Genomic DNA, 21100 nt, shown 5'->3' on the forward strand with positions numbered 1-21100 from the left:
CGCCATGCGTTTCGCCATCCCCGCCCCGGACGCCGACGCTTCGGCCGCCGCGCGCGTCAGACTGGACGGCCTGGTCAAGCCATTGGGCTCACTCGGTCGGCTGGAAGACCTGGCCGCGTGGCTCAGCGCCGCGCACGGGGTCGTGCCGCCTCGGCCGCTCGACGATGTCCGGGTGGTCGTGTTCGCCGGGGACCACGGGGTTTCCGGCATGTCCGCGTATCCGCGCGAGGTCACCGCGGCGATGGTCCGGGTGTTCCTGGCGGGGAAGAGCGGCGTCGGCGTGCTGGCCGGGCTTGCCGGGGCGAAAGTGCGGGCGCTGGACATCGCGGTGGACTGGGACGGCGCGGACGTACCCGCCGAGGTCGTCGCGCACAAGGTGCGGCGGGGTTCCGGCTCGATCGACGTCGAGGACGCGCTTGCCGAGGGTGAGGCGCGGACGGCGTTCGAACACGGGCTCGCGATCGCGGACGAGGAGATCGACGGCGGCGCGGATCTGCTCATCCCCGGCGACATGGGGATCGGCAACACGACGATCTGCGCGGCCGTGGTCGCCGCGGTCCTCAGCCTGGCGGCGGACGACGTCGTCGGTACGGGCACCGGGATCGATGAGGACGGGCGGGCGCGGAAGGTCGCGGTCGTCGAAGCGGCACTCCAGCGGGCTGGCGAGGTGAAGGACCCCTTCGTGTTGCTGACCGCGCTAGGCAGCGCCTGTCTCGCCGCGACGGCGGGTTTTCTCGTGCAGGCGGCCGTTCGCGGTGTGCCGGTGCTGCTCGACGGCGTGTTCTCCGGTGCCGCGGCACTCGTCGCGCGGGAGATCGCACCGGGTGCCGAGCAGTGGTGGCTCGCCGGACATCGCTCGACAGAGCCTTCGCAGGCGTACGCGTTGAAGTCACTCGGGCTGGAACCGATCCTCGACCTCGGACTGCGGCTCGGTGAGGGCAGCGGCGCCGTACAGGCGGTGCCGACGCTGAGGGCGGCACGGGCGATCCTCGCGGACATGGGCCTGCTGGCGGATCTCACTTGATCCTGGACGCGCTGAAGATGGCCGTCGGAACCCTGACCACGGTGCGGGTTCCGGCGCCGGGCGTGATCGACAAGCGCGTGGCGGGGGGCGCGATGGTGCTCGCTCCCCTGGCGGCCGTTCCTCTCGCGGCTTTCGCTTCCCTGCTCGTCTTCTTGGGAGAAGTGGTCGGCCTGCCGGCTTTCGCGTCGGCGGCGTTGGCTCTCGGCGCGGTGGCGCTGGGCAGTCGCGGGCTGCACTTGGACGGCCTCGCGGACACGGCCGACGGGCTCGGCGCTTCGTACGACCGCGCGCGGGCACTCGAGGTCATGCGCCGCGGGGATTCCGGGCCGACCGGTGTCGCGACCCTGGTGCTGGTGCTGCTCGTCCAGACCGGGGCGCTGGCAGGGGCGATCTCGGCCGGGCACGGGATCGCGGCGGCCGCGATCGCGATCCTCACCGGACGCGGCGTGCTTTCGCTGTGCTGCGCGCGTGGCGTCCCCTCGGCGCGTCCCGAAGGACTGGGCGCGACCGTCGCCGGTTCGGTGCCGCGATGGGCGGCCGCGGTGGTGTTCGCCGTGCTCGCGGGCTCGGCTGTGCTGGTGTTCCCGTGGTGGCAGGGCCTGATCGCGGTGGTGCTCGGTTACCTGGCCGCGTCGGCGTTGCTGGCGCGGTGCGTTCAGCGGCTGGGCGGGGTCACCGGGGACGTGCTCGGAGGCTGTGTCGAGGTCGCCGTCGCGGGAGTCCTGCTGGCCCTCTCGTGAGTGGCGATTCGGGTTAGGCCAATCGTGTCTTAGGTACCTACTGGGTTTTGGGTGCGATTGATCGCAGGTTCGGTCCGTGATGTCCGGTGGCTGTGTCGCGAAAGCCACTTTCGGGACGTCTGATGTCCCGAAAGTGGCTTTCGCGACACGGGGGGGCTGGTGTTGGCTTTACGGCGGCCCGGGCCAGTGCGTCGTGAGTGGCGATTGAGTCAGAACACGAAACGCCACTCACGAGCCAGTGGCCGTGCCGTCCGTCGCCAGCTTTTCGTCGATTTCCGGGATCCAGAAGCACAGTTCGAGAGTCTTCATCCCGGCCCAGAGCCCGAACTTGCGGCCCTGCGAAATCAGGGTGAGCGAGGCGAACAGGAGCAGCACCGCGAACCCGGCCGCGATGAACGGATGCTTACCGGCGAAGATCTCGACGATCGCGGCGACCGCGCCGAACAGCAGCGGCGGCGCGCAGTTGCGCACCATGAGGCCGGACGCGCGCAGCCGTGTGACGTCGGCCGCGACCTCCTTGTCGTGCAGTTGCACCGCGCACAGCAGCAGATGCGTGTTCTCGTTGAGGAACGCGCGCCCCTTGGCCGCGGGCATCCGGCGGACGAACTCCTCAGGGGCTTTCCTGCTCCGTCTGCGCGGCACGATCCGTTCCAGGGCTTCGCCGACGGGATAGGCCAGATAGCCCAGCAGGAAGCTCAGCACCACGACCACGACGACCAGCGCCACGGTCGGCACGCCGCCGATGGATGCCGCTGTCAGGATGTGGAGCTTCGTCCCGAGGTAGCCGAAGAACGCGACGTACAGCGCGCCGGGGATGGTGTAGGCGAAGAGATCGAAGACGCCGATCGCGAAGTTCACTGGTCCATCCAACCACTTGCCCGGCTGAAGGCCAAAGATCGCGGAGTCGATCCGGCACCAGGGGCTGTGTGCCTGTCGTCATGATCGAGCGCGTCGTCAGAGGCTGTTCGGTCGACTTTCTGCCCGGCGGCGCACGGCGGCAAGCGCCGCCAAGAACCCGTCCACCGTCTCCCGGTCCCGCACCGCGATCCGCAGGTACCGCGCGTCCAGCCCCGGGAAGGTGTCGCCGCGCCGGACCGCGAACCCGTTCTCCCGCAAACGTTCCCGGACCCCGTCTGCTCCTGGCAGCCGTACGAGCACGAAAGGACCCCGCGGCTCCCCCAGCACTTCGACACCCAGCGCGCTCAGACCGGACACGAGGTACTCCCGGTCGGATTCCGCCGCCACCGCCAGCTTTTCGGCTTCCTCCAACGCCGCCGGACGGCAGCACGCCACCACGGCGACGGCGGCGAGCGACGACACCGACCATGGCGGCTGGACCGCGCGCAGTCTGTCCACAACGGACTCTTCCGCCAGCACATACCCGGCGCGCAGTCCGGCGATCCCCCAGGTTTTCGTCAGGCTCCGGAGAACGACGAAACCAGGTTGTCCCGCAACGCTTTCGGTCTCGCCGGGGACGGAGTCGAGGAAAGCCTCGTCGACGACGACGAGGCGACCCGGGCGGCCCAGGGCGAGCAGATCCGCGGCCGGGTGCAGCACCGAAGTCGGGTTCGTGGGGTTGCCGACGAAGACCAGGTCCGCGTCTTCGGGAACCGGGCGCAGGCGGAAGCCGTCGTCGGGCGACAGCAGCACACGGTGCACCGGATGGCCTGCCGCACGCAGGGCGGCTTCGGGCTCGGTGAACTGCGGATGCACGACCACGGCGCGGGAAGGCCGCAAAGCCGTGGCCAGCAACGTGAAAGCCTCGGCCGCGCCCGAGGTCACCAGCACCTGGGACATCGGAACCCCGTGCCGCCGAGCCACCGCGGCGGTCGCGGCGGTGGCGTCCGGGTACGCGGCCAGATTGTCCAGGGCCGACGCCAGTTCGGCGCGCAGCCAGGCGGGCGGCGCCGGGAGCCGGACGTTGACCGCCAGATCGACGAGCCCCTCACCGACTTCGCGGTCGCCGTGATGCCAGAGATCGAAGTCAGCCATGGGCGTGGACCGCGGCGGCGAACCGCTCGGCGAGTTCGGGGTAGCCCGCCCAATGGACGTGCAGATAGGAGGCGTGCAGCGACGGCGACGCGAAGCCGTCGGGCGTCCGGTCCCAGCCCCAGGCGGGCGTCGGTCCGCTGCCGGGTTCGACGATCGTGCGGTGGAATTCGTGGCCGGTGACGCGTTGCCCGGCGACGGTCAGCACGGTGTCCGCGGGCGAGAAAGCCTTGCGGTAGCCGAGTTTCCCGCGCTTGGTCATGCTGGCCGAGGCGTCGAGGACGCCGGTCATCGGCAGCCCGTCGATGTCCTGGCACAGATACAACAGCCCGGCGCATTCGGCGACGACGGGCATCCCGTCGCCGACGGCCCGCGCCACGGCCGTCCGCAGCGGGACGTTCGCCGACAACTCCTCGGCGTGCACTTCGGGGAAGCCGCCGCCGAAGTACAGTCCGGCGCAACCCTCGGGAAGTTCCTTGTCCTGCAAGGGATCCACATCGACGACGTCGACACCGGCGGCGGCGAGCAGTTCCACCGCTTCGGTGTAGCGGAAGGTGAACGCCGGGCCGGCCGCGGCGGCGACCACCGTGCGCGGGCCGTCATGGGACAACGCCGGCCGCCAAGGCTCGCCCGACAGACGGGAAGCCGACCGCGCGACCTGGACGACAGCGCCGAGGTCCACGCCTTCGCTGATCCATCCGGCCAGTTCCGGCAGCAGCCGCGCCGACTCGCTCGCGCGTTCGGAAGCCGGGACCAGGCCGAGATGACGGCTGGGCGCGTGGATCTCTTCGTTGCGGTACAAGGTTCCCAGCAGCGGGACGCCGGTCGCCTCCAGCGCGGTGACGATCTCGTCCGCGTGCCGTTGCGAGCCCAGCTTGTTGAGGATCACGCCGGCGAGCCGGACGCGGGTGTCGTACTGCGCGAAGCCGAGCACGGTCGCCGCGACACTGCGCGACGCGGCCGAGGCGTCCACGACGAGCACGACCGGCGCGTCCAGCAGCCGGGCGACATGCGCTGTCGAGGCGTAGCCCTCGGTGCCGAGCGCGCCGTCGAACAGGCCCATCACGCCTTCGATGATCGCGATGTCGGCACCGGCGGAACCGTGCAGCAGCAACGGGATCAGCTGTTCCTCGCCCTGGAGGAACGGGTCGAGGTTGCGTGGGGGCCGCCCGGTCGCGAGGGCGTGATAGCTCGGGTCGATGAAGTCGGGGCCGACCTTGTGCCCGGACACATTCAGTCCCCGCGCGCGCAACGCCGCCATCAGGCCCGCGGCGATCGTGGTCTTGCCGTGCCCGGAGCCGGGGGCGGCGATGACCACGCGATTCACCATTCGATGCCTCGCTGGCCTTTTTGCCCGGCGTCCATCGGATGTTTCACCTTGGTCATCTCGGCGACCAGGTCCGCGGCCTCGATCAGCTCCGGCGGCGCGTAGCGGCCGGTGATCACCACATGCTGGTGACCGGGGCGCGACGTCAGCGTCGAGACGACGTCGTCCATTTCGAGCCAGCCCCATTTGAGCAGGTAGCTGAATTCGTCGAGTACGTAGAAGTCGTGGGTTTCGGCGGCGAGACGGCGTTTGATCTCGGCCCAGCCCTCACGGGCGTTGGCGGCGTGGTCCTCCTCGGACCCGGCCTTGCGTGCCCAGCTCCAGCCTTCGCCCATCTTGTGCCACTCGACCGGGCCGCCCTGGCCAGTGTCTTCGTGCAGTTTGCCGAGCGCGCGGAACGCGGCTTCCTCGCCGACGCGCCATTTCGCCGACTTGACGAACTGGAACACGCCGATCGACCAGCCCTGGTTCCACGCCCGCAACGCCATTCCGAACGCGGCTGTGGACTTCCCCTTCATCTCGCCGGTGTGCACGGCGAGCAAAGGACGGTTGCGGCGCTGACGGGTGGTGAGACCGTCGGCGGGCACGGTTTCCGGTTTGCCCTGCGGCATTACGCGGCCCTCCCGGAAATCCGGGTGCGGACGGCACCGGCGAGCGTGTCGGCGGCGACTTCGGCGACCGGAACGTGTTCCGCGCCAAGGTGTTCCGCCAGTTCCGCGGCGAGACCCAGGCGCATTTTCCCGCTCTCGCAGTCCATCACGACCGAAGTCACGTTCCCGGCCAGCAGCCCGGCCGCCTGCTGTGCCCGTTTGACGGCGTCGGCACCGCTGGTCGCGCGGCCGTCGGTGACAACGACGAGCAGCGGACGTCGCAGCGGATCACGGACCGCTTCGATCCGCAGAACCCGTGCCGCTTCAAGGAGTCCCTCGGCCAGTGGCGTCCGGCCGCCGGTCGAGAGACCGTCCAAACGGGACGCCGCGGCGTCGACGCTGATCGTCGGCGGAAGCGACAGTTCGGCGCCGGAAGCACGGAAGGTCACCAATCCCACCTTGTCGCGTCGTTGATAGGCGTCGAGCAGCAGCGACAGCACGGCGGTCTTGACCTCGCGCATCCGCTGGCGAGCACCCATCGAGCCGGACGCGTCGACGCAGAACAGCACCAGGTTGCCCTCACGCCCTTCCCGTCGCGCGAACCGCAGATCCTGGGGCCGCACCACGAGCCCGGCACCGCTGCGACCTCGGGACCGCTGGTGCGGCGCGGCGGCGCGTACGGTCGCGAGCAGATGCGGATGCCCCTCCTTGGTCCCGGAGGGTTGGACGCCGATGGTCCGTCCGTTGTCGGTGATCGCGCGAGACCGCCGCCCGGCAGCGCCCTCTCCGGTGCCCTTCACCTCGAAACGCCTGGCACGAAAGGCTTCCCCGGCGCCGACCGGCTTCTGGTCACCGCCGCTCTTGCCGCCTCCCGAAGGTTCCTGGCCGCCTTCCGACGGAGGAGGTCCAGAAGCCTCGCCGCCCTCCGGAGGAGTACCCGAGCCGGGACCGTCATCGTCGGGACCGGGGCCTTCCGGCTCGGCGTCCTGCAACGCCTGCTCCAGCTGCTCCTCGGAGATTCCGGGCGCGTCGAAGGGATTCCGGCGACGACGGTGCGGCAGCGCGAGACGGGCCGCGACCCGGACGTCCTCGGTGGTCACCTCGGTACGCCCGGCCCAGGCGGCGTGCGCGACGGCGGTCCGCGCGGTCACGATGTCCGCGCGCATCCCGTCGACCTCGAACGACGCGCAGACCTCGGCGATCTGCCGCAGCGCGTCGTCCGGAAGTTTGACCGACGGCAGAAGTCGTTGTGCCGCCTCGATGTCCGCGGCCAGTTCGGCGTCGGCCGCGGCGTACTGGCCGGCGAAGCCGTCGGGATCCGCCTCGTAGGCGAGCCGCCGCCGGACGACCTCGACGCGCAGTTCGGGATCCCGGCTGGACGCGACCTCGACGGTGAGGCCGAAGCGGTCCAGCAGCTGCGGCCGCAGTTCGCCTTCCTCGGGGTTCATCGTGCCGATCAGGACGAACCGGGCGGCGTGCGACACCGAGACGCCTTCGCGCTCGACGGTCGCGCGCCCCATGGCCGCGGCGTCGAGCAGCGTGTCGACCAGGTGGTCGTGCAGGAGGTTGACCTCGTCGACGTACAGCAGCCCGCGATGCGCGGCCGCGAGCAGGCCCGGTTGGAAGTCGGTGACACCGTCGGCCAGCGCGCGTTCCAGGTTCAACGAGCCGATCACGCGGTCTTCGGCCGCGCCGACCGGCAGTTCCACCAGCCGCGCGGGACGGCGGTGCGCGGGCGAGCCCTCGGCGTGCGGACCGTCCGGGCAGGCCGGATCGGGCTCGACGGGATCGCAGGAGAACCGGCACGCGTCCACGACGTCGACGCCGGGCAGCAGCCCGGCCAGCGCGCGCACCATGGTCGACTTCGCCGTGCCCTTCTCCCCGCGCACCAGCACCCCGCCGACGGCGGGTGAGATGGAGGAAAGCACCAGCGCCAGGCGCAGATCCGGCATCCCCACAACGGCGGTGAACGGGTACGGCTTCACAGTTCTCCTGTCGTCGACGATCCGGTGCGATCATCGCATAGGAATTCCGTCGTCTAGCGTGACCGAGGTGCGCGAAAAATCACCCCTGACCGTCGTCGGGATCGGGGCCGACGGCTGGCCCGGTCTGTCCTCGCGGGCCAGGGAAGCGGTGCTGAACGCGGATGTCGTCGTGGGCTCGCCGAGACAACTCGCGTACCTGCCCGCCGGGATGAAATCCGAGCCGTGGCCCAGCCCGCTCCTTCCCGCCCTGGACGACTTCCTGGCGGACAAGGGCCGCGTCTGCGTGCTGGCCAGCGGCGATCCCCTGCTGTCCGGCATCGGCACGACGCTCGTCCGGCGCGGCTACGACGTCGAGATACTGCCCGCGCTCTCCTCAGTGACGCTCGCTCGCGCGAGGCTCGGCTGGGCGGCGGAGGAGACCGAGGTGGTCACCGTCGTCGGCCGCGCGATCGGCCGGGTGAGCCGGGCGCTGGCGCCGGGCCGCAAGATCCTCGTCCTCGGGGCGAACGCCGAAGACCTGCTTGACCTGCTGAAAGCCCGCGGTTATGACCGAAGCCGCGTCACCGCGCTGTCCGACCTCGGCGGTCCCGACGAGCGGATCGGCCCCGGTTCGCTGACCGTGTTCGCCATCGAGGCCGACGGGCCCGCGCTGCCGCTGACCGGCTTGCCGGACGACGCCTTCGACCACGACGGCCAGCTCACCAAACGCGACCTCCGCGCGTCCGCGCTGGCCAGGCTCGCGCCGTCGCCCGGTGAACTGCTGTGGGACGTCGGCGCGGGCGCGGGCAGCGTCGGTATCGAGTGGTCCCGGCTGCATCCGCTGAACCGGGCGATCGCGATCGAGCGGTCACCGGAGCGAGCCGCCCGGATCACCCGGAACGCGGACGCGCTCGGCGTGCCGGAACTCGACGTGGTGATCGGCCCCGCGCCGGAAGCACTCGAAGGACTGACCAAGCCGCACGCGATCTTCCTCGGCGGCGGATTGACCGTTCCGGGTGTTCTGGACGCCTGCCTGGCGACCGGCGCGCGGCTGGTCGCGCACGGCGTGACCCTCGAATCCGAGCAGGCCCTGGCCCGAGCCTATGGCGAACTCGGTGGCGAGCTGATCCGCGTCGGTGTCGAACAGGCCGTGCCGCTGGGCGGATTCACCGGCTGGACCCCGGCGCGGGTCGTCACACAGTGGAGTTATCGGAGCAAAGCGTGACAGTGCATTTCATCGGAGCGGGCCCGGGCGCGGCCGACCTCATCACCGTCCGGGGCCGTGACCTGCTCGGCCGTTGCGAAACCTGCCTGTACCCCGGCAGCATGACGCCCACAGCGCTCTTGGAGTACTGCCCTCCGGAGGCGGTGCTCATCGACACCGCGAACCTCGATCTCCCCGCGATCATCGAGCGCATGGTCGAGGCCCACCGGAACGGCCACGAGATCGCACGGCTGTGCTCCGGAGATCCGTCGCTCTACAGCGCGGTCGCCGAGCAGATGCGCCGCCTCGACGCGGCCGGTGTCCCCTATGACGTCACGCCGGGTGTCCCCGCGTTCGCCGCCGCGGCCGCGCTGCTCAAGCGCGAACTGACCGTGCCCGAGGTCGGCCAGAGCCTGGTCATCACGCGGGCCCAAGCCCGGTCCACCGCCATGCCACCGGGTGAAACGCTCGCGAACTTCGCGCGCACCGGCACCACCCTCGCGCTGCACCTGGCGATCAACCGCATCGAGCAAGTAGTCGACGAATTGCGTCCCTTTTATCGGGACGACTGCCCGGCGGCGGTGGTGGCGCTGGCGAGCCAGCCCGGTGAGCAGGTGCTGCGCGGGACGCTCGGCACCATCGCGGCCCAGTCCCGCGAGGCCGGGATCAGCCGTGCGGCGATGATCTTCGTCGGGGAAGTCCTTGCCGCCGAAGGGTTTCCCGACAGTTTCCTGTACTCGGCCACCCGCGATCGCGCCAACCAACCGGAGTCACTGTGAAGAACCTTCGCTGGGGCCTGCTGGCCGCCGGGACCATCGCCGCCGAGTTCGCGGCGGGTGTCGAAGAGAGCAAGCACGGCGTGTTGGAGGCCGTCGCCGCGCGGTCCGGCGACCGGGCGGCCGAGTTCGCGAGCCGCTTCGAGATCCCGAAGTGCTACGGCTCCTACGAGGATCTGCTCGCCGATCCGGACGTCGACGCGATCTACATCTCGACGCCACATCCGCTGCACGGCGAATGGGCGATCCGCGCTGCCGAGGCGGGCAAACACATCCTGTGCGAGAAACCCCTGACGGTGTCCGTCAGCGAAGCCGAGAAGGTCATCGAAGCGGCCCGCGTCAACGACGTCTTCCTCATGGAGGCGTTCATGTACCGGCTGCACCCGCAGATCCGGCGGCTGGCCGAGCTGATCTCCTGCGGCGCCATCGGTGAGGTCCGCGCCGTGGACGTCGCCTTCAGCTACAACTTCGCCGTCCCCCGCCTCACCGATCCCGCATTGGGTGGCGGCGGGATCTTCGACGTCGGCTGTTACTGCACGTCACTCGCTCGGCTGGTCTCGCAGGCGGCGACCGGGCAGGACGTCGTCGAGCCCGACGAGGTGCTCGGGATGGCGAGGCTCGACGAGAACGGCGTCGACGAGGTCGCATTCGGGCTCCTTCGGCTGCCCGGCGGCATCCTCGCGCAGGTGGCCTGCGGTTTCCAGCTCACGCAGGACGACCACATCCGCGTCTACGGCTCGCAAGGACAGCTGTACGTGCCGAAGCCGGCGTGGATCCACGAAATGCGCAGGCCGAAGACGTCGCAGATCATCCTCACGCCCGAGGGCGGCGAGCCCGAGGTGATCGAAGTCGAGGCGACGCAAGGCCTCTTCGCCCGCGAAGCCGACCACGTCGCCACACACCTCGAAGACCGGCAGGCACCCGAACTCACCTGGGCGGAGACGCTCGCCAACCTGCGCACGCTGGAACGGTGGCGCGCGGCCGTCGCCCGATGACCAGCCCGATGACGCTGCTGATCCTGGGCGGCACCGGCGAAGCCCGAGAACTCGCGAAGGAGCTGGTGGCGCGCGGCGAGCACGTCGTGTCGTCACTCGCGGGCCGTGTCGCGCGTCCGAAGCTGCCGGACGGCGAAGTCCGCGTCGGCGGCTTCGGCGGCCCGGAAGGTCTCGCGCGCTGGCTGACCGAGAACGCCATAGACGCGGTCGTGGACGCCACGCACCCGTTCGCCGAACGCATCGGCGCCAACGCGGCCGAAGCAGCGCGAACGACGAACACGCCGCTGCTCAGGCTCGCCAGGCCCGGCTGGACGGAACAGCCCGGCGACACGTGGCACTGGGCCGACGACCTCGGCCACGCCGCGCGGCTACTCCCGGACCTCAGCGAACGTGTCTTCCTCACCAGCGGACGACAAGGGCTCGCCGCCTTCGCCGGGCTCGACCTTTGGTTCCTGATCCGCTGCGTCGATCCGCCCGAGGCGCCGCTCCCCCGCCGTCACGAGGTCCTGCTGGACCGCGGACCGTACGAGCCCGCCAAGGAACGCGCGCTGATGGAACGGCACGGCATCCAGGTGCTCGTCACGAAGGACAGCGGCGGCGCGATGACCGCGGCGAAGCTCACCGCGGCCCGCGAACTCACCCTTCCCGTGGTCGTCGTCCGGCGGCCGAGGCGACCCGAGACGGACGGCGTAACGACAGTTCAGGACGCCTTAACCTGGATTAGCGGCGTGACCAACGGCAGCCCTGCGTAAGCCGTTCGGACCAGACCCGTTAGCGTTGCGCCGATGCGTCTGATCGCTGTCACGCTGGGGTTGCTGTCCGCCTTGTGCGCGTTGGCTTTCCCCTTCCTGCCGGTGGTGCAGGACACAGCGGAGGTCGTCTGGCCAACGGGCGGCGACACCCGCTCCGTCAACGCGCCCTTGACCGGGTACTGGGCACAGGACCTGCGCGTCGACCTGCCGTGCACGACCGTCCGTTCGCTGGACGCGCGTTCGCAGGGCCAGGCCCTGCTGTTCTCCACCGTGCCCGACGGCCGCACCGACCCGCGCGCGGGCAAGGGTGTCGGCCTGCAACTGCGCATCGACAACGGCGTGCTGCTCGCGTCCAGCCAGGGCCAGCAGATCGTGCAGCAGCCGCTGCCTCCTCAGTCAGCGTCTCCTCAGAACTGCGACGTCAAGCTCCGTACGGACGCGAACCAGATGACGCTGACCGTCGCCGAGACCGTGGTGTTCCACGCCGAGGGCGACGTCCGGCCGCGGCTGGTCGGGATCTACTCGTCGATCAACGCGGGCAAGGACCCGATCGGCGGCCTGCACGTCTCGGTCGTCCCGGACACCCGCTACCAGACCTCGCCGACGGTGCTGAAGTGGATCATCGGCGTGCTCGCGGCGCTGTCGTTCATCGGCTGCCTGATCGCGGTGTGGCGGATGGACTCCGGTTTCGCCCGCCGCGCGCCGCGCTGGGCGCCGGTCGGCTGGTGGCGGCTGACGGCCCGCGACGCGACGGTGATCGTCGCGCTCGGCGCCTGGGTCTTCATCGGCCCGGTCACCTCCGACGACGGCTACATCCTCACGATGTCGAGAGTGGCCGAAGAGACCGGCTACCTGACCAACTACCACCGCTGGTTCGGCGTCGCCGAGGCGCCGTTCGGCTGGGTCTACCACGTGTATCAGCTGATGGCGCACGTCAGCACGGTGCCGCCGTGGATCCGGCTCCCGTCGTTCCTGCTCGGCGTGCTGAGCTGGCTGCTGATCAGCCGCGAGGTCATGCCGCGCCTCGGCACTCAGGTCCGGACGAGCCGCGCCGCCGGCTGGGCCGCCGCCGCGGTCTTCCTGGTCTGGTGGATGCCGTTCAACAACGGCGTCCGGCCGGAACCGGTCGCCGCGCTGGGCTCGCTGCTGGCGATCTGCGCCGTGGAACGCGCGCTGGTGACGCGCCGCCTGCTCCCGCTGGCCCTCGGCCTCACCGCGGCCGGGTTCACCCTGGCCGCGACGCCGACCGGGCTGATCGCGGTCGCGCCGTTCCTGGTCGCCGCCCGCCCGCTGTTCAAACTGGTCCGCCAGCGCGCCGAGAACGGCTGGCTGCCGGTGCTCGCGCCGGTGCTGGCCGCCGGACTGCTGGTGCTGGTCGTGGTGTTCGCCGACCAGACCTTCGCCACCGTGCAGGAGGCGACCCGGATCCGCACCCAGGTCGGCCCGAACCTGTCGTGGTTCCAGGAACTCGCGCGCTACCAATTACTCTTCGAAAGCCTGCCGGACGGCTCGATGCCACGCCGGTTCCCCGTGCTGCTCGTGTTGCTGTGCACCGGGACCTGTCTGGTGGTGCTGCTGCGCCGCGGCCGGATCCCCGGCGCCGCGCTCGGCCCCAGCCGCCGCCTGATCGGCACGGTCGCGCTGTTCTTCCTGCTGCTGGCGCTGACGCCGACCAAGTGGACGCACCACTTCGGCGCGTTCGCCGCGGTCGGCGCGGCCATGGCGGCGCTGACCGCGCTGGCGACCAGTTCGACGGTGCTGCGGTCGAGACGGAACCGGGCGGCGTTCCTCGCCGGGCTGCTCGTGGTCGGCGCGCTGGCCGCGACCGGGCCCAACTCCTTCTGGTTCGTCTCGAAACTCGGCGTGCAGTGGACCGGGGTGGCGCCGTCGATCGGCGGGATCCCGCTGTCGACGATCCTGCTGGTCGCGGCCGCGATCTCCGGTATCTACGCGTTCGTGGAGAACGTCCGCGCGCACCGGCCGGGACTCCCCGCGGGACCGCAGGAAGGCCGGGGCCGGTCGCTGCGGCTCGGGTCGCTCTCGCTGGTGGTGGTCTGTGGCCTGATGGCGACGGGCGAGTTCGTCAGCATGGCGTGGGCGATCCACAACCAGGCCGGTTCCTACAGTCTCGGCGCCGCGAACTTCGGGCATCTGTCCGGTAAGAGCTGCAACCTCTCCGACCACGTGATGGTGGAACGGGACGCCGCGACCAGCATCCTGCGGGCCCAGCCCGAACAGCGGACGGTCCCGGTGAAGAAGGAGGAGCCGCCCGCCGGACAGACCCCGCCGCCGCTGCCCGATCCGGAGCAGGACAACGGCCGCGTGCAGACCGGGTTCCACACCCGCGCGATCGACGACAAGGATCCGCTGGCCGAACCGCCGCACGGTTTCAAACCCGACGAAGTGCCGATGTGGAGCAGTTTCCTCGACCCCGAAACGCGGGCAGGGCGACTGCGAAGCGACTGGTACGCCCTCGCCGAAAAGCCCGCGGACGGCCAGATCGTGGTCGCCACCGCCGGGGCGTCGCGGCGGCCGACGTCGGTCAGCCTCGACTACGGCGTGAACACCGGCGAAGGCGTGAAGGTGCTTCGCAGCCAGTTCGTGCTCCCGCCGGGCGCGGGAACCAACGGCTGGAACGACACCCGGATCAACCTGCGTGACCTGCCGGCCGAGACGACGTCCGTGCGGATCAACATCATCGACAACGACCTCACCGAGGACGGCTGGATCGCCGCGTCCGCGCCCCGCGTACCGACGTTCACCACGCTGACCGAGAAGATCGCGGGCAAGCCGGTGTACGTCGACTGGCCCGCGTCGTTCGTCTACCCGTGCGTGCAGCCGGTGACCTCGCACGACGGCATCTCGAAGATGCCCGAGTACCGGATCACCGCGGGCGCCGTCGCCGACGAGGCGAACTGGGCGTCCAGCACCAACGGCGGCCCGATCGGCTGGCTCGAAGAGGTCGCGGCCGAACCCGAGGTGCCCAGTTACCTGATCGGCCAGCCGAGCCAGTCGTGGGGACAGCTGCTGCAGGTCGAACCGTTCACCGAGGGGATCGCTCCGACGATCATCCACGGAGAGAAGGTCGTGCCCGGCTGGTGGTCGCCCGGTCCAGGGCCACGGCAGCCGAACGGCAAGGACCCGACGCGCTAGGCGCTGTCCAGTCCCTGCAACGCCAGCGGTAGCTCATCGTCGGTCGCGGACGCCCCTTCGGCGCGAACCAAAGGTCGTGAAGGCCTCCTTGCCTACCTTGAGGGTAGGTAAGGAGGCCTTCACGACCTTGACGATACGGACATGCGGTATCTAATCGGACAATTTGACTCGAATGGCGTCCTCTATGGACAGTCACAGCGCCGCCCTGAGCTTCACGTGATTTTCACGGAATCAACCGTCTAGGCGCTGTCCAGTCCCTGCAACGCCAGCGGTAGCTCACCGTCGTGCAGGACGCCGAGCCGCTGCGTAGCGCGCGTGAGCGCGACGTAGAGCTCGGCCGCGCCGCGCGGCCCGTCGGCGAGGATCCGCACCGGGTCCACGACGAGGACGGCGTCGAACTCGAGGCCCTTCGTCTCCGAGGCGGGCACGGCACCCGGCACTCCCGGCGGCCCGATCACGACGCTGGTCCCCTCTCGTCCGGCTTCGTCCTTGACGAACTCCTCGATCGCGGCTGCCCAGGAATCCACCTGACGCGCCCACGGCTGGACACCGCTGGAGCGGACCGAATCCGGTGCCCGGACCTCGGGCGCGAATTCGGCGAGCACCGCGGCGGCGACGGCCATGATCTCCGCCGGGGTGCGGTAGTTCACCGTCAGCGACCGGTAGACCCAGCGGCCCGGCACGTACGGCTCCAGCATCGAGCCCCACGACCGCGCCCCTGCCTCGGACCGGCGTTGCGCGAGGTCTCCGACGACGGTGAAGGATCGGTTGGGACAACGGCGCATCAGCACCCGCCAGTCCATTTCGGACAGTTCCTGCGCCTCGTCGACCACGACGTGCCGGTACGTCCAGTCCCGATCCGCGGAAGCGCGTTCGACCAGGCTGCGTGTGTCGTGCTCGACGAAACGATCGGCGAGTTCATCGGCGAAGAGCAGGTTTTCGGCGGACAGCAGGACGTCCTCGTCCATCTCCTCGCGGTCCAGCTTCATCGTGTCCAGCACACCTTCGGCGTACTCGGCCTCCGCCTTCTTCTCCCGCGCGACGGCTGCCTCCGCCGCCTTCTCCGCCACCGTGTCCCGGCCGAGGAGGTCGACGAGTTCGTCGAGCAGCGGCATGTCCGACACCGTCCAGGCCTCGCCGTTCGCACGCAGCAGCGCCTGGTCGGCCCCGGCCGCGCGAAGCCGTTCCGAGGACGCAAGAAGCGACCCCAGCAGGCTTTCCGGCGTCAGGATCGGCCAGAGCGCGTCGAGTGCGGAGGTGAACGTCTCGCTCTCCGCCAGTTCCTTGAGCAGGTCCTTGCGCAGCCGCTCCCATTCGTCGCGGTCGTCCCGGCTCAGCCAGCCGCGCCCGATCCGCGCGATCGCCCGCTCGGTCAGGACGTAGGTCACGATGTCGGTGAACACCGCACGCGCTTCGTTGTGCGGCAGCCCGCTCTTGCGGGCCTCCTCCCTCGCCCATTCCGCGGTCTCGGCGTCGATCCGGACGGTGACGTCGGAGAGGTCGATCGGCAGCGGCTCCGACGGCAGCGACTGCCGATCGGCGACGGCCGCGGCCAGGACGTCCAGCATCTTCAGCGAACCCTTGAGCCGCGCCGCCTCCGCACCGTCCTCGGCGGTGACGTGCTTGCCGGGAACGAAATCACCGGTGGTCATGAACACCACGTCGGTCTCGCCCAGCGACGGCAGCACCCGGCCGATGTGGTGCAGGAACGCCGGATTCGGCCCGACCACGAGCACGCCGTGACGTTCCATCCGCTCGCGCTGGGTGTAGAGCAGGTAGGCGACGCGGTGCAGCGCCACCACGGTCTTGCCGGTACCCGGCCCGCCTTCGATCACCAGCACACCGGGGTGCTCGTGCCGGATGATCTCGTCCTGTTCGGACTGGATCGTCGCGACGATGTCGCGCATACCGTCGCCGCGTGGCGCGTTGACGGCCGCGAGCAGCGCCGCGTCACCCTCCGCGTCGCCGCCGGGACGGCCGAACACCTCGTCGGTGAACCCGAGCACCTCGCGCCCGCGCGTGTGGAATTGACGGCGACGGCGCATCTTCTCCGGCGTCGCGCCGGTCGCGGTGTAGAACGGGCGCGCCGCCGGTGCCCGCCAGTCGAGCAGCACCGGTTCGTAGTCGTTCTTCTCGTCGAAAAGCCCGATGCGGCCGAGGTGGGAGGTCTCCCCCGCGACGCTGTCCAGCCTGCCGAAGCACAGTCCGTTGTCCACGACGTCCAGCCGCCGCGACTCCCTGGCCAGCGCCCGCACCTCGACGTCGCGTTCCATGGCCGTCCCGCCGGTTCCCCCCAGCGCTGCCTGGTACTCGCCCTTCACCCGCGCGCGCTCGGCGTCCAGGCGCGTGTAGAGCCCGGCGACGTACTCGCGCTCGGACAGCAGCTCTTCTTCATGACCCTGAGTTGACACAGACTCCCATTTCGCCAGGTTTCGGCTACGGCGAGTGAGTCTGAGGCATGACCGGGGTCTTGTGGCAAGTCCCCCTATGCGCTATATGTTTATTACGGAGAGAGTTACTCCCCGGATGACGGCGCGTGCGAACGTCTCCCGCGCAGACCCTTCGGTGCCTTCACGGCCGGTCGGGCCATACGTCCACACAGGTCACTCTTCGGACATGACTTGGCGCGCGTTCTCGACTGCCCATAAGGGACGTTTCACGAGATGGAAGCGTCTGATTTGGGCGATTTGCGTGGCGTTCCTTGCGGCGTCGGCTCGGCGCCACCGCGGCTCAGTGTCCCCAATGTCGCATCAGGGACACTGAGCGTCTCCATTGCGACATTGGGAACCTGACCCGCTCCCGATCCTGGAGCGACCAGCCCCAGGCCCTCAACGACCATGTCGCGAAAGCCACTTTGGGGACATCTGATGTCTCGAAAGTGGCTTTCGCGACACAAAGCCAGACCCCTCGTTACTCCCCGCATGGTGGCGCGTATTCGAGCCCCGGAAAGTACCTCTCCCACTCTTCCCGCGTGATCCTCGGCGTCGCCAGACGGCAGATCTCCTCGCCGACCTGCTCCGCGTCCGTCTGCCACAGGTGCACGCCGCTGCTGCCGATCGCGAGCGTGCGCCCGTCCTGCCGGTACGCCAGCGAGTTGACCGTCGCGGCGAAACCGCTGATCCGCGCTTTTTCGACCGGATTCCGCGGATCGGTCAGATCCAGCACGCGCACCGTCCGGAACGCCGACGCCGCCAGCTCCCGGCCGGTCGGCCCGAACGCGAGATGCCCGATGCCTTCGGGACTGCCGCCCAGTTTCGCCAGCCGCACGGCGTGGGCACGGTCGGCGATGTCCCAGAAATAGAGGTGCCGGTCGTCACCACCCGCGACGACGGTGCGGCCGTCGGGGCTGAGCGCCATCTTGAACAGGGCTCCGGCGTCGGGCCGCAGGGTCGACACCAGACCCGGCCGCTTCGGGTCGGCGACGTCCCACAGCGTCACCGAGGAAGAGTCCAGGCCCTGGCTCGCCACCAGCGTCCGCCCGTCGGGCGTGAACGCGAGCGACCACACGGTCCCGTCGCCGACCGGGAGGACCCGTGGCTCGGCGAACCGAGCCGGATCGCCGATGTCCCAGAGCTGGATCGGCCCGTCGTCGTGGCCGGAGGCGAAGGTCTTCCCGTCCGGGCTGAACGCGAGCGAGTAGGTCGGCATGGCCGTGGTCGACGCCCTGAGCACCGGTGCCATCGGATCGCTGATGTCCCAGCGCTGGAGCACGAACGTCCCGGAGACCCCGGCGCCGTCGTGTGCGGCCAGCGCGAGACTGCGCCCGTCCTGGCTCAGCGCGATGGCGGTGACGGTGGCCGGACCAGGGAGTTTCGAGAGCTGTCTCGGCGCGCGGGGGTCGTCCATCGCCCAGAGCCGCACGTCGTCCCCGGCGGTGACGAGGATCCGCCCCTGCTCGATGAACGCGCCGGCGCTCCAGCCCGCGCTCGAAGCCAGCGCGAGTTCGCCGACGTCCTGCAGCCGGACGGTCCGGTCGTCGCTGGTGGACACGATGGTCTTGCCGTCCGGGGAGAATCCCGCCCACCAGATGGCGTTCGTGTGCCCGGTCAGCGGCGGCAGTTCCTTCGCCTGCCCCGTGACGTCCCACACGCGCACGGACTGGTCGTCCCCCGCGGTCACCACCAGCCTTCCGCTCGGGCTGAACCCGGCCGCCCAGACCACAGCGGGGGTCGTCAACGTCGAAAGCGGCCGAGGCGCGGTGGGATCGGCGACGTCCCAGAGTCTCGCCGTGCGATCCCAGCTCGTGGTGATCAGCCGCTGTCCGTCGGGACTCCACGATGGGGTGAGCTGCAGATCCTTGTGTCCGGAAAGGACGGAGCGCCTTCGCGGGGCCGATGGAGTGGTGACATCCCAGAGTTCCGCCGTCCAGTTCGTGTTCGTGACCGCGAGCTTCGTGCCGTCAGGACTGAACACGGCGCGTTCGAGTTCGGCGGCCGGAATCCGGCCGAGTGGTTTCGGCGTGCCGAGATCGCCGACGTCGGTGAGCTGGATGGTGCGGTCGGCGGAACCCGTGACGAGGCGGCGGCCGTCCGGGCTGAAATCGAGGGACAGCAGGACGGCGCGATGCCCGGTGACGTCCGCCTTCCGCACCGGATGCCGCGGATCGGTCAGATCCCAGAGCCGGACCAGGTGCCCGCGGGTGACGGTCGCCAGCGCCCGTCCGTCCCGGCTGAACGCCAGCGGGCCACGGACTTCCGTCGATCCTGGCAGCGTCGACAAAAGGACCGGACGCCGCGAATCGGCGATGGACCACACCTTGGTCGCCTGGTAGGCGTCGGAGGTGATCATGAGCTGCCCGCTCAGCACGACCGCGACGTCACCGGGATCGAAGGTCATCCGGGTGGCGAACGGCGCCGCCATGGACGCGAGCAGACCGTCGTGAGTCTCCTGGATCGGGGCGAGCCGGTGCGCGGCGAGGCTGAGCTGGGTCGACAGCGCCGGGTTCGATTCCCGCAACGCCTTCGCCTCGACGACGGCCTTGCGCGCGAGCGCCACGTTCCGCTGGTCGGTCGCGGTGTTCCGCGCATCGACGGCGTACACACCGGCGACGACCGCCAGGATCAGCAGCACGTGAAGGAGCGCGACAAGTCTTCGCAGCCTTCTGGTCCGCTTGCGGCCGACGGCGGTCTCCTCGGCTTCGGCGTCGAGTCCGGCTCGCAGGAACGCCTGCTCCCGAGCGCTCAGCGCGTCCGGCTCCCTGGCCGCCCATTCGGCCGCGAGACCGAGCCGCGTGCCCCGGTAAAGGCTGCCCTTGTCGCGATCCAGCGACTCCCACAGATCGGTCGCCTCGGCCAGCTGACGGTGCAGTCGATGCCCTTCGCGGTCCTCCGCGAGCCAGTCGCGCAGCCGCGGCCAGCTGCGGATCAAGGCTTCGTGCGCGATCTCGACGCCGTCACGGTCGAGAACGAGCAGGCGCGCGTCGGCGAGGCGTTCGAGGATCTCCGTCGTCGCCGGATCGTCGTCGAGTTCGCGTCGGTTGAGACGGCGCTTCGTGTCTTCGGTGCCTTCGCCGAGCGCGGTCAGGCGCAGGAAGATCTGCCGGACGACGGCGTGGGCGTCCGGCTCCAGATCCGTGTAGACGGCCTCCGCGGTCTGCGCGATCGCGTTGAAGATCCCGCCGGCCGCCTCGTACGCGGCGCTGGTCAGCGTGATCCCCTGGCGCCGCCGCCAGGTCTCCAGCAGCGCGTGCGAGACCAGCGGGAGCATCGCGGGCTGGCCGGTGGCGTCGGCGACGAGGGTCGTGACCAGCGCCGCCTCGACCCGGCAGCCCGCGCGGACGGCGGGTTCGACGATCGCGGTCCGGAGTTCGTCGGCGGTCATCGGGCCGACCATCACCTGCGCGTCGGTGAGCGCCTCGACCAGACCGGCGTGACGGCAGAGGTGACCGTAGAAGTCCGCACGGACACCGAGGACGACCCGGGTCCCGTGTTCGTCGCGGGCGAGCGCCAGTAGCGCGTCGACGAAGCGATCACGTTCGTCCTGATCACCGCAGAGGGTGTAGACCTCCTCGAACTGGTCGACGATCAGCAGCCGCCCCTCGGCGTCGAGGTCCTCTTCGAGCGGATGCGCTCCAGGTGTGCGCAGGACGACCGGGCGTTCACTCGCCGCCGCCAAGCCGGCCCGCAGGACGGAAGATTTCCCCGAGCCCGAAGCGCCGAAGACGCCGACGAGCCGTCGTTCCGCGAGTTTGCCGGTCAGCTCGGCGACCAGTCGCTCCCGGCCGAAGAACCGGGCGGCGTCGGCCGTCTGGAACGCGGACAGCCCGAGATACGGAAGCTCGGTCTCCTCGCGTTCGCCGGTGGCCGCGGCGAGTCCGGCGGCGACGGCGCGCCAGCGGTCCTCCCACGCCGGGACGTCGCCGCCGCACGCGGTGACGTACGCGACCGTCACCGCGAGCCCCGGCAGTTTCCGCCCGCCCGCCGCCTCGGACAGCGCGGCGGCCGAGTAGCCCGCGCGGGACGAAAGCTCGCGGTACGTCGGCCCTCCGGCCTTCTCACGAAGCAGCCGAAGGTCCGCCGCGAACCTCACGACGACGTCGTCGCCCGGCCCCAGCGGGCGCTCGCGTCTCGGCACCAGGCCCCCCTGA

General features: G+C 70.3%; 14 protein-coding genes. 7 read left to right on the top strand and 7 right to left on the bottom strand.

Annotated features, from left to right (window positions below):
• Positions 1-4 precede the first annotated feature (4 nt).
• Positions 5-1024, top strand: coding sequence for a nicotinate-nucleotide--dimethylbenzimidazole phosphoribosyltransferase (cobT, locus tag ACLARN_RS38105; protein ID WP_409496336.1), 1020 nt, complete (start codon positions 5-7; stop codon positions 1022-1024).
• Positions 1021-1764: an adenosylcobinamide-GDP ribazoletransferase gene (locus ACLARN_RS38110; protein ID WP_409496337.1), complete on the top strand. Its 744-nt coding sequence runs from the start codon at positions 1021-1023 to the stop codon at positions 1762-1764. Before cobT ends, ACLARN_RS38110 begins: the two co-directional genes overlap by 4 nt.
• A gap of 228 nt (positions 1765-1992) precedes the next feature.
• Here ACLARN_RS38110 and ACLARN_RS38115 read toward each other — a convergent pair whose 3' ends face one another.
• From ACLARN_RS38115 to ACLARN_RS38135, 5 genes are all read right to left on the bottom strand, one after another.
• On the bottom strand, positions 1993-2622 hold the full coding sequence (locus ACLARN_RS38115) for a hypothetical protein (RefSeq protein WP_409496338.1): 630 nt from the start codon (positions 2620-2622) through the stop codon (positions 1993-1995).
• Between the two features lie 96 nt (positions 2623-2718).
• A complete protein-coding gene (gene cobC / locus ACLARN_RS38120; protein WP_409496339.1) occupies positions 2719-3756 on the bottom strand; it encodes an Rv2231c family pyridoxal phosphate-dependent protein CobC in 1038 nt (345 codons plus the stop codon).
• Positions 3749-5083: a cobyrinate a,c-diamide synthase gene (locus ACLARN_RS38125; protein WP_409496340.1), complete on the bottom strand. Its 1335-nt coding sequence runs from the start codon at positions 5081-5083 to the stop codon at positions 3749-3751. The genes cobC and ACLARN_RS38125 overlap by 8 nt, the downstream gene beginning before the upstream one ends.
• Positions 5077-5691 carry a cob(I)yrinic acid a,c-diamide adenosyltransferase gene (gene cobO / locus ACLARN_RS38130; protein WP_409496341.1) on the bottom strand — a complete coding sequence of 205 codons (615 nt, stop codon included), beginning with the start codon at positions 5689-5691 and terminating at the stop codon, positions 5077-5079. The genes ACLARN_RS38125 and cobO overlap by 7 nt, the downstream gene beginning before the upstream one ends.
• Positions 5691-7655, bottom strand: a complete 1965-nt coding sequence (locus tag ACLARN_RS38135; RefSeq protein ID WP_409496342.1) for a putative cobaltochelatase — start codon at positions 7653-7655, stop codon at positions 5691-5693. The genes cobO and ACLARN_RS38135 overlap by 1 nt, the downstream gene beginning before the upstream one ends.
• A 58-nt stretch (positions 7656-7713) precedes the next feature.
• Here ACLARN_RS38135 and cbiE point away from each other — a divergent pair, with 58 nt between their 5' ends.
• The 5 genes from cbiE to ACLARN_RS38160 are packed head-to-tail and all read left to right on the top strand — an operon-like array spanning position 7714 to position 14514.
• Positions 7714-8859, top strand: a complete 1146-nt coding sequence (cbiE, locus tag ACLARN_RS38140) for a precorrin-6y C5,15-methyltransferase (decarboxylating) subunit CbiE (protein ID WP_409496343.1) — start codon at positions 7714-7716, stop codon at positions 8857-8859.
• On the top strand, positions 8856-9617 hold the full coding sequence (gene cobM / locus ACLARN_RS38145; protein ID WP_409496344.1) for a precorrin-4 C(11)-methyltransferase: 762 nt from the start codon (positions 8856-8858) through the stop codon (positions 9615-9617). Before cbiE ends, cobM begins: the two co-directional genes overlap by 4 nt.
• Positions 9614-10609 carry a Gfo/Idh/MocA family protein gene (locus tag ACLARN_RS38150; RefSeq protein ID WP_409496345.1) on the top strand — a complete coding sequence of 332 codons (996 nt, stop codon included), beginning with the start codon at positions 9614-9616 and terminating at the stop codon, positions 10607-10609. The genes cobM and ACLARN_RS38150 overlap by 4 nt, the downstream gene beginning before the upstream one ends.
• Positions 10610-10617: 8 nt before the next feature.
• The gene (locus tag ACLARN_RS38155; protein ID WP_409496377.1) at positions 10618-11361 is read left to right on the top strand and encodes a cobalt-precorrin-6A reductase; all 744 of its coding nucleotides are present in this window, start codon (positions 10618-10620) and stop codon (positions 11359-11361) included.
• A 33-nt stretch (positions 11362-11394) separates the two neighbouring features.
• Positions 11395-14514 carry an arabinosyltransferase domain-containing protein gene (locus ACLARN_RS38160; protein WP_409496346.1) on the top strand — a complete coding sequence of 1040 codons (3120 nt, stop codon included), beginning with the start codon at positions 11395-11397 and terminating at the stop codon, positions 14512-14514.
• Between the two features lie 239 nt (positions 14515-14753).
• Here ACLARN_RS38160 and helR read toward each other — a convergent pair whose 3' ends face one another.
• A complete protein-coding gene (gene helR / locus ACLARN_RS38165) occupies positions 14754-16925 on the bottom strand; it encodes an RNA polymerase recycling motor ATPase HelR (protein ID WP_409496347.1) in 2172 nt (723 codons plus the stop codon).
• A 499-nt stretch (positions 16926-17424) separates the two neighbouring features.
• Complete coding sequence (locus tag ACLARN_RS38170) at positions 17425-21087, bottom strand: hypothetical protein (RefSeq protein WP_409496348.1); 3663 nt, start codon at positions 21085-21087, stop codon at positions 17425-17427.
• Between the last annotated feature and the right edge of the window lie 13 nt (positions 21088-21100).

It is taken from the genome of Amycolatopsis sp. cmx-11-12 (genome assembly GCF_046269425.1).
Lineage (GTDB): Bacteria > Actinomycetota > Actinomycetes > Mycobacteriales > Pseudonocardiaceae > Amycolatopsis.